This window comes from uncultured Caballeronia sp. (assembly GCF_964243625.1).
Taxonomy (GTDB): domain Bacteria; phylum Pseudomonadota; class Gammaproteobacteria; order Burkholderiales; family Burkholderiaceae; genus Caballeronia.
In genome coordinates, this window is record NZ_CAXTGZ010000275.1 from 1 (window position 1) to 7899 (window position 7899).

Sequence of the window (7899 nt, forward strand, 5' to 3'; positions counted from 1 at the left end):
GGCCGCCGCGCTTAGTTTTGGCACGATGAGCGCCGCGCTCGCCGCCGATCAACCCGTGATCGGCCTCATTACCAAGACCGAAACGAATCCGTTCTTCGTGAAGATGAAGCAGGGCGCGGAGCAAGCGGCGCAGCAAGGTGGCGCCAAACTCCTCACGGCGAGCGGCAAGTTCGACGGCGACAACGCGAGCCAGGTGACGGCGGTAGAAAACATGATCACGGCCGGCGTCAAGGCCATCCTGATCACGCCGAGCGATACCAAGGCTATCGTCCCGACGCTCAAGAAAGCGCGCGCAGCAGGCATCCTCGTGATCGCGCTCGATACCCCCACGGAACCGCAAGACGCAACCGACGCACTTTTCGCCACCGATAACTTCAAGGCCGGCGTGCTGATCGGCGAGTACGCGAAAGCATCGCTTGGCGGCAAGCCCGCGAAGATCGCCACACTGGACCTCGCGCCGGGCGTGTCGGTCGGCGTGCTGCGCCACAACGGCTTCCTCCAGGGCTTCGGCGTAAAAGAAGGCGACCCGTCGATTGTGTGCAGCCAGGACACGCGCGGCGATCAGTCGAAGGGTCAGACGGCGATGGAAAACTGCCTGCAGAAAGTGCCCGACATCAACCTTGTCTACACGATCAACGAACCGGCTGCGGCAGGCGCGTATCGCGCGCTCAAGGCGGCGGGCAAGGACAAGAGCGTGATGATCGTGTCTATCGACGGCGGATGTGAAGGCGTGCGCAATGTGAAGTCCGGCAACTTCGCCGCGACGTCGCAGCAATATCCGCTGGTGATGGCGGCGCAAGGCGTGCAGGCCGGAATCGACTACGCGAAGACGGGCAAGAAAGCGACGGGCTATCACGATACCGGCGTCACGCTGATTACCGACAAACCCGTGTCAGGCGTCACCGGCAAGGACACGAAGTTCGGTCTGGACAACTGCTGGGGCAACAAGTAAGACGCCACGCCGCATGCAGCGCCCGGTGCTCGGGCGTTGCATGAAGGCGCCTTTAAGATGTCGCTGTCGAGGTCCCGAATCATGACGCAATCCACCTCTCCCACCGCCGGGCGTGCAACGTTTGCCGACCGTTTGCCGTCTATCACGGATATCGGTCCGCTTGCGGCGCTCGTGATCGCGTGCGCGTTCTTCATCTGGCAAAGCAACCGCTTTTTATCGATACAAAACATCTCGCTGATCCTTCAGCAGACCATGGTCGTCGCCGTGATTGCGATCGGGCAGACGCTGATCGTGCTGACGGGCGGTATCGATTTGTCGTGCGGCATGGTAATGGCGTTCGGCTCGATCATCATGACCAAGTTTGCCGTGACGCTCGGCATCCCGCCCGTGCTCGCGATCGTCTGCGGCGTCGGGGCAAGTGCATTGTTCGGATTGCTCAATGGTGCGCTGATCACGAAGATCAAGTTGCCCGCGTTCATCGTGACGCTCGGGACGCTCAACATTGCGTTTGCATTGACGCAGGTTTATTCGAATGCAGAGAGCGTCACGAACCTGCCTGACGCCATGATGTTCTTCGGGACCACGTTCCACCTCGGTGGCGCGGAAGTCACGTATGGCACCGTGCTCACCTTGCTGATGTATCTCGTCGTGTGGTTCGTGTTACGCGATACCGTGCCCGGCCGGCATCTCTACGCGCTTGGCAACAACGCGGAAGCTGCGCGGCTGATGGGACTTTCGTCGCAGAAAATCCTGATCACCGTTTATACGCTTGCGGGGTTTTTCTGCGGCATCGCGGCGTTATTGTCGGTTGTGCGAACAGGCGTGGGCGATCCGCAAGCCGGGCAAACCGAGAATCTCGATTCCATCACGGCGGTCGTGCTCGGCGGCACGAGTCTTTTTGGTGGACGCGGCACGATCATCGGTACGTTGCTGGGCGCCTTGATTGTCGGCGTGTTCCGCAACGGCCTGACGCTGATCGGCGTGTCGTCGGTTTATCAAATCCTGATCACCGGCATCCTGGTGATTCTCGCGGTCGCCGCTGACAAGCTCGCGCGTCCACGCGCTTAAGGAGTAATGGCCATGAACGACACACGCAAGCTCGTATTGGAAGCGCGCGGCGTCATCAAGCGCTATGGCTCTGTTACCGCGCTCGATGGCGTCGACTTCGAACTGCTCCCCGGCGAGATCATGGCGGTCATCGGCGATAACGGCGCGGGCAAGTCATCGCTGATCAAGGCGCTGTCGGGCGCGCTCGTGCCGGATGAAGGCCAGATCCTGCTCGATGGAAAACCGGTCCACTTCCGCAGTCCGCTCGATGCCCGCGCGCAGGGCATCGAGACCGTGTACCAGGATCTGGCGGTCGCGCCGGCGATGAGCATCGCGGAAAATCTCTTTCTCGGACGCGAACTGCGACGCCCCGGCGTGCTCGGCTCGGTGTTCAAGATGATCGACAAACGCCGCATGCTGCAGGAAGCCATCGCGCATATGGAGGGGCTGCAGATCGGCATCCGCTCCATGAAACAGGCGGTCGAAACGCTTTCCGGCGGCCAGCGGCAAGGCGTTGCGGTGGCGCGCAGCGCGGCCTTTGCGCGGCACGTCGTGATCCTCGATGAACCCACGGCCGCGCTTGGCGTGAAGGAATCGAACATGGTGCTGGAGTTGATCCGGCGCGTGCGCGATCGCGGTTTGCCGGTGATCCTCATCAGCCACAACATGCCGCACGTGTTCGAGATCGCAGACCGTATCCACATTCAGCGGCTCGGGCGGCGCGCGGCGCTGGTCAACACGCGCGACATCCACATGTCCGAGGCGGTCGCGATCATGACAGGCGCAAAACAGGCCGATGTCCAGGCGATTGCTTGAGCCCGATGAGTTCGTCCACGTCCGCAAGCACCTCGAAGCCAGCCGGCATGCGGCAGATGAACGAGCGCATCGTGTTGCAGGCAGTGCGCGTGCATGGCCCGCTGCCCAAGTCGGATATTGCACGGCTGACGCGCTTGAGTTCGCAGACGACGTCGTTGATCGTGGATCGTCTGATCGATGACGGCCTGCTCGCGCGTGAACCGAGAACGCGCGTGCAAGGGCGTATGGGGCAGCCGTCGGTGCCCATCTCGCTGCGCGCGGACGGCGCGTTTTCCATCGGCGTGAAAGTGGGCCGGCGCAGTCTCGATGTGCTGACCATGGATTTCTCGGGCCAGGTGCATGCGCGCGAGACCATCGGCTATGCGTATCCCGATCCGCGCACGGTCTTCGCACTGCTTGCAGACAAACTCGACGCAACGATGCTCGCACTCGCCGGGGACGCCGCCAAAGTGGTCGGCATAGGGGTGGCGGCGCCGTTGTGGCTGGGCGGCTGGCGTACCTTCTTCGATACCCCGCCCGACGTTTTCGCCGCATGGAACGAGATCGATATCCGCGCGCGCGTGCAGGCGCTCACGCCATTGCCCGTTGAATTCGCGAAGGACACGACCGCCGCGTGCGCCGCCGAATTGCTGATGGGTCAAGGGCGCGGATTGCGCGATTTCTTGTACGTTTTTATCGGCACGTTCATTGGCGGCGGTCTCGTTATCGATGGACGCCTGCATGCCGGGCCCAAGGGCAACGCCGGTGCTGTGGGATCGTTTCCGGTCAGGTCCGAAGGCGCGCCGCAATTGCTGAACGTGGCTTCGATCTATGTTCTGGAGAAGCGTTTCACGGAAGCGGGATTTCCCGCCGATGCCGCACACGACCAGCGTGCACTTTCAGCCGAATTGTGGCCGCTTTGCGAAGCGTGGCTCCACGATGCATGTCCCGCGCTGGCTTCGGCGATTGCATCCGCGGCGGCGCTGGTCGATCTCGATGCCATCGTGATCGACGGCGAACTGGATCGTGGATTGTTGCGGGAGGTTTTGAGCCGCACGAACATTGCGCTCGATGCATTCGACTGGCAAGGCATGTTGCGCCCGCGACTCGTAGAGGGCGAAATTGGCGCCGATGCCCGCGCCATGGGCGGCGCAATCTTGCCGTTATATACGCACTTCGCGCCGCGCCATGTGCTGTTCCTGAAATCGGGAATGAGTGCATAGCGCAAGCAAAGGGCTGTTGCAGCTTTCGCCGCAACAGCCCCTTATGCTTTGGAAGCCGGTCAGGCCCGGCGTTTGGTCACCAGCCCCCAAATCACCAGCAGAATGATTGCACCGATGATGGACGCGATCCAGCCCGCCGGTTGTCCTTCCTGATACCACCCCATCGCGCGGCCTGCGTAGCCCGCAATCAGCGACCCGGCAATACCGAGCACGATTGTCATGATCCAGCCCATGCTGTCGTTGCCGGGTTTGATCGCACGGGCAATCAACCCGATGATGCCGCCGACGATAATGGTGCCAATGAGTGAAAGCATCGTAAATCCTCCGTAGTGTTGGCGATTGTCCCCGGAAGATCCGGGCACGCCGGCACACAGGTGCCGTAGACCAATCGGCCAGCGTTCAGGCATTTTCGACGATGCCGCCGCTTCTTGCAGTTAAAATTCGTCACATCGACAGCGCGCCGCGACGTTTGCAACGCCCCCGCAACGAAGCGCGTGTTTCAAGCCACTCAAACCGAACTTTGCTCCATGACCGTATCCGATTCCGATCAAGACCTCCACGCCGACGAAGACAACACCATCCACGAACCACGCCTGTGGCGCGATGACGGGTGGACCGCCCGTGTGATCAAAAATGAAGACGACGACGGCTGGGCCGTCGAGATGATCAAGGATGGAGAAGTCGAACCGGCGTTGACGGGTCCGTGGACCATGGGCCGCGACAAGAAGAATCCCAAGCCGCTCGATCCGAACGCATTTCGCACGCTGATCAAGACGGCGTCCGAAGTACTGCGCCGCCACGAGCAGCAGCGCCACGCCATGCTTCACAAGGATGTAATGGTTCGCGCGAACGGCGAAGATGTGACGGTGACACTTGATATCGTGCCCGACGAGGACGATCCTTACGCGGACCTGAAGGCGCTCGACATGTTCGGCGGGGTGCTGGCGCAAGTGCGCGTTTCGGCGGGATTCAAGTTCAGCAAGACCAGCGCGCAGGCCTGGGTGGACAACGATTTCCGCAAGCCCGAATGACGCATTGTTTCAATACACTGCCGGTGCGCCCTCGGGCCGATGCTTGAATCGCCGATGCACCCAGTAATACTGTTCCGGAAAACGCACCACTTGCGATTCGAGGAACGCGTTCATGCGGCGGGCATCGATTTCATCGCTTTCTGAGGGAAAGTCGGCGAGCGGTTCGAAGATGGTCATCTTGTAGCCCTTGAAGTCCGGCAGCACTTCGGTCACGAACGGCACGACACGGGCGCGGCCGAGCCGTGCAAGCCGCGATACCGATGTCAACGTGCACGCCGGCACACCGAAGAACGGCACGAATACCGAATTTTCGATGCCGTGATCCATGTCCGCGGCGAGCATGACCGACCCGCCGCCGCGCAGCAGCTTCAGGATGCGCCGGGCGCTGTCGGCGCGCTTGACCATGTCCGCGCCGAAGCGGCCGCGCTGTTCGATCGCGAGCGTGTTCAGCTTCTTGCTGGACATCGGCGTGTAGAGCGCCGTGATGGGCAGTTTCATGGAATACAGCATGCATCCCACTTCAATGGCCACGAAATGAAAACCCATGAAGATAGTGGGCGGGGCGTTTTCATCGTCCAGATCGATGCGGCTTTCCAGCTTCACCAGCTTTTCGATGGCGTTGGCCGAGCCGAACCATTGCACGCCGCGTTCCACGTAGCTACGCACTACGTGACGAAAGTGTGAACGTCCGAGGAGTTCGTATTCAGCCGCGGTCTTGCCCGGGAAACATAGTTGCAGGTTGACCTGCACAATATGTTTCCGGCGGCTGGGAATGTAATAAAGCAGGGCGCCAAGTCCGCTGCCGAAACGCGCGACCAGGCCATAAGGTAGCCGCGCGAGCGCGCGCAGCAGCGCTACGATGAGCGCAAAACCGATAGTGTTCAAGCTGGGCCCTTGGATGCGGGCGGCGAACCAGATGTGACGAGCGCCGAGTAGATTTGGACTCCGACGATCGGCCGTTGACCGGATGTCGAAGAGGAGTTACGGCGAGACTAGCGCGGTGAAATCCGCGTCAAAGACGGAAAAGGCGCCTGAACAAGGCGGAGTCGGCAACTGTTCGAAGTGCTCGTGGCACCGCCGGCGTCCGTTTTACGGCCCGGGAGTGAACGGTCGCGCGGAAATATTCTGCTTTGAACGCTGCCATGATCGCACAACCGGCATACACGACGCAGTTTCGTGAAGAGCGCGCCGTGAGAGGAATCAGAAGCGCCTTGGACCGACGACCGTGCCGGCACTAGTTCGATTGAACTCAATATTCCCTATCGAGAACAGTGCCGACACCGTCCCGCGCGAATTGCTCCCGCGCCATGTCCCGACCGCTAGTGCATGGGCTGCGCGGCAGTTGCACGTCTGCCAAGGGACTGCATCAGACTGCATCCGTTTTCCCGGCCTAATAGTAATATTTTGTCGAATATTAAGTTTTGTGAGAGCTTTCCACTCTGAATCATTTGCGGCTCTTCCTTCAAGCTCGTATGATTCTAGATCGATTGACCGTTATTTAGGGATCCTAGTGAATGACGATGAATGATCGCACAGAGGCGCCGATCTCACGTACCGTCTTCTACTCACAGAGACACATATATGAATGAAAGCACTCACTGCTGTGGGATCGCTCGTAAGGGGACCAACTATGACGGTGAGTTTTTTTGGGCTAGCCCGGATTTCATTCTCGGCGGCGCACCGCTTCCCGATTGCTTCATAGTTCCGTCCTTGCGAGACTATATTTGTTATGTTCAATCCACTTCAATCCCGTACGCTCATGATTTCGGGAAGCGCGCTCCCGACTTGGGGCGGAGGCCCAGTTCTAAGCGCTACGCGACTTTCGGGCTCGGAAAAACTCGGCAAGCTCTACGAATATACGGTCGAAGTGATCACGGTCGAAAGGCCCACCCTTCGCGTATATCAGGCAAAAGAGCTCGTGTCGCCCGAAGCGCTGGTGGGCAAGGAACTCGCCATTTCCATCGAATATGAAGGTAAGGGAACCTTCGTCCCTGGCTTGCCAGGCACCACGGGGCTCGGCAATATCGGCGCGGGCATACGAGAGATAAATGGACTCATTACCGCTGTACGCTGTACAGGGACCGATGAGCGACATGTGTATTACATCTTCACCGTGCGCCCGTGGCTCTGGCTCGCCTCGCTTAACCTCGAAAACCGTATTTTCCAGAACCAAACTGTGGTTGAGGTCACCGAATCGATCCTGAAGGAAAAGTGCTATCCGTTCCTCTATGAGCTACGTCTGGCGGCCCCGGGCTTCAACGGGATTTATCCGAAACGGGACTATATCCGCCAGTGCCGAGAATCTGATTTCCAGTTCTTGAGCAGATTGTGGCGTGAGTGGGGACTGACGTTCTTCATGGAGGGCGCCACGCTTGTGCTGTGTGACTCGCCCGGCTCACACAGGTGCCACGGCCCTGCGTACGAAACAATTTCATACCACGCGCCCGATGCCAAGCGCATTGACGAAGAGCACGTCCACACGCTGACCGTCTCGCGTGAGTTGACCACCGGTGGCGTTACCCTCACCGACTATGACTACACACGCTCTCGTGCAAATCTTGCCGCGAGCGTGAACGACGCCAGCGCCATGTCATTTGACAACATGGAACATTATGGCTGGGGCGATTACTCGCAACCGCGTGCGGGGGCGATGGGCCTCTCGGGTGAGCCGAATAATGTCCGGCGTGAAGCCGAGCACTTTGCGAGCGTGCGCCTTGATGCTGAGCGTTGCCGCCGCCTGCGCGCGCGCGGAAAGGGCAACTTGCGGGGGCTTGTAACGGGATGCACGTTCCACCTTGAGAATCATCCAATCAGACAGGCAAACATCGAATACTTGGTCGTTTCTACTACG

General features: G+C 60.0%; 8 protein-coding genes. 6 read left to right on the forward strand and 2 right to left on the reverse strand.

All coding sequences use genetic code 11. The features are described 5' to 3' along the window. The first annotated feature begins 25 nt into the window (after positions 1–25). The 4 genes from ACFFAR_RS18610 (at position 26) to ACFFAR_RS18625 (ending at position 4017) form a co-directional block, all read left to right on the forward strand. Positions 26–952, forward strand: coding sequence for a sugar ABC transporter substrate-binding protein (locus ACFFAR_RS18610; RefSeq protein ID WP_375508250.1), 927 nt, complete (start codon positions 26–28; stop codon positions 950–952). Between the two features lie 81 nt (positions 953–1033). After that, positions 1034–2020 carry an ABC transporter permease gene (locus ACFFAR_RS18615; RefSeq protein WP_375508248.1) on the forward strand — a complete coding sequence of 329 codons (987 nt, stop codon included), beginning with the start codon at positions 1034–1036 and terminating at the stop codon, positions 2018–2020. Positions 2021–2032: 12 nt separating this feature from the next. Then, positions 2033–2815 (forward strand): ATP-binding cassette domain-containing protein, encoded by a 783-nt coding sequence (locus ACFFAR_RS18620; protein ID WP_172812020.1) that lies wholly within the window; start codon positions 2033–2035, stop codon positions 2813–2815. 5 nt (positions 2816–2820) lie between these two features. Then, positions 2821–4017: an ROK family protein gene (locus ACFFAR_RS18625; protein ID WP_174364409.1), complete on the forward strand. Its 1197-nt coding sequence runs from the start codon at positions 2821–2823 to the stop codon at positions 4015–4017. A gap of 59 nt (positions 4018–4076) precedes the next feature. Here the strand turns inward: ACFFAR_RS18625 and ACFFAR_RS18630 are convergent, their stop codons facing one another. Further along, complete coding sequence (locus tag ACFFAR_RS18630; RefSeq protein WP_062002684.1) at positions 4077–4331, reverse strand: GlsB/YeaQ/YmgE family stress response membrane protein; 255 nt, start codon at positions 4329–4331, stop codon at positions 4077–4079. Between the two features lie 213 nt (positions 4332–4544). Here ACFFAR_RS18630 and ACFFAR_RS18635 point away from each other — a divergent pair, with 213 nt between their 5' ends. Next, positions 4545–5048 carry a hypothetical protein gene (locus ACFFAR_RS18635; RefSeq protein ID WP_062002685.1) on the forward strand — a complete coding sequence of 168 codons (504 nt, stop codon included), beginning with the start codon at positions 4545–4547 and terminating at the stop codon, positions 5046–5048. 9 nt (positions 5049–5057) lie between these two features. Here ACFFAR_RS18635 and ACFFAR_RS18640 read toward each other — a convergent pair whose 3' ends face one another. Continuing rightward, positions 5058–5933, reverse strand: coding sequence for a lipid A biosynthesis lauroyl acyltransferase (locus tag ACFFAR_RS18640; protein WP_086383067.1), 876 nt, complete (start codon positions 5931–5933; stop codon positions 5058–5060). Positions 5934–6777: 844 nt separating this feature from the next. Here ACFFAR_RS18640 and ACFFAR_RS18645 point away from each other — a divergent pair. After that, a partial coding sequence (locus tag ACFFAR_RS18645) for a type VI secretion system Vgr family protein (protein ID WP_375508249.1) occupies positions 6778–7899 on the forward strand: 1122 nt, incomplete at its 3' end.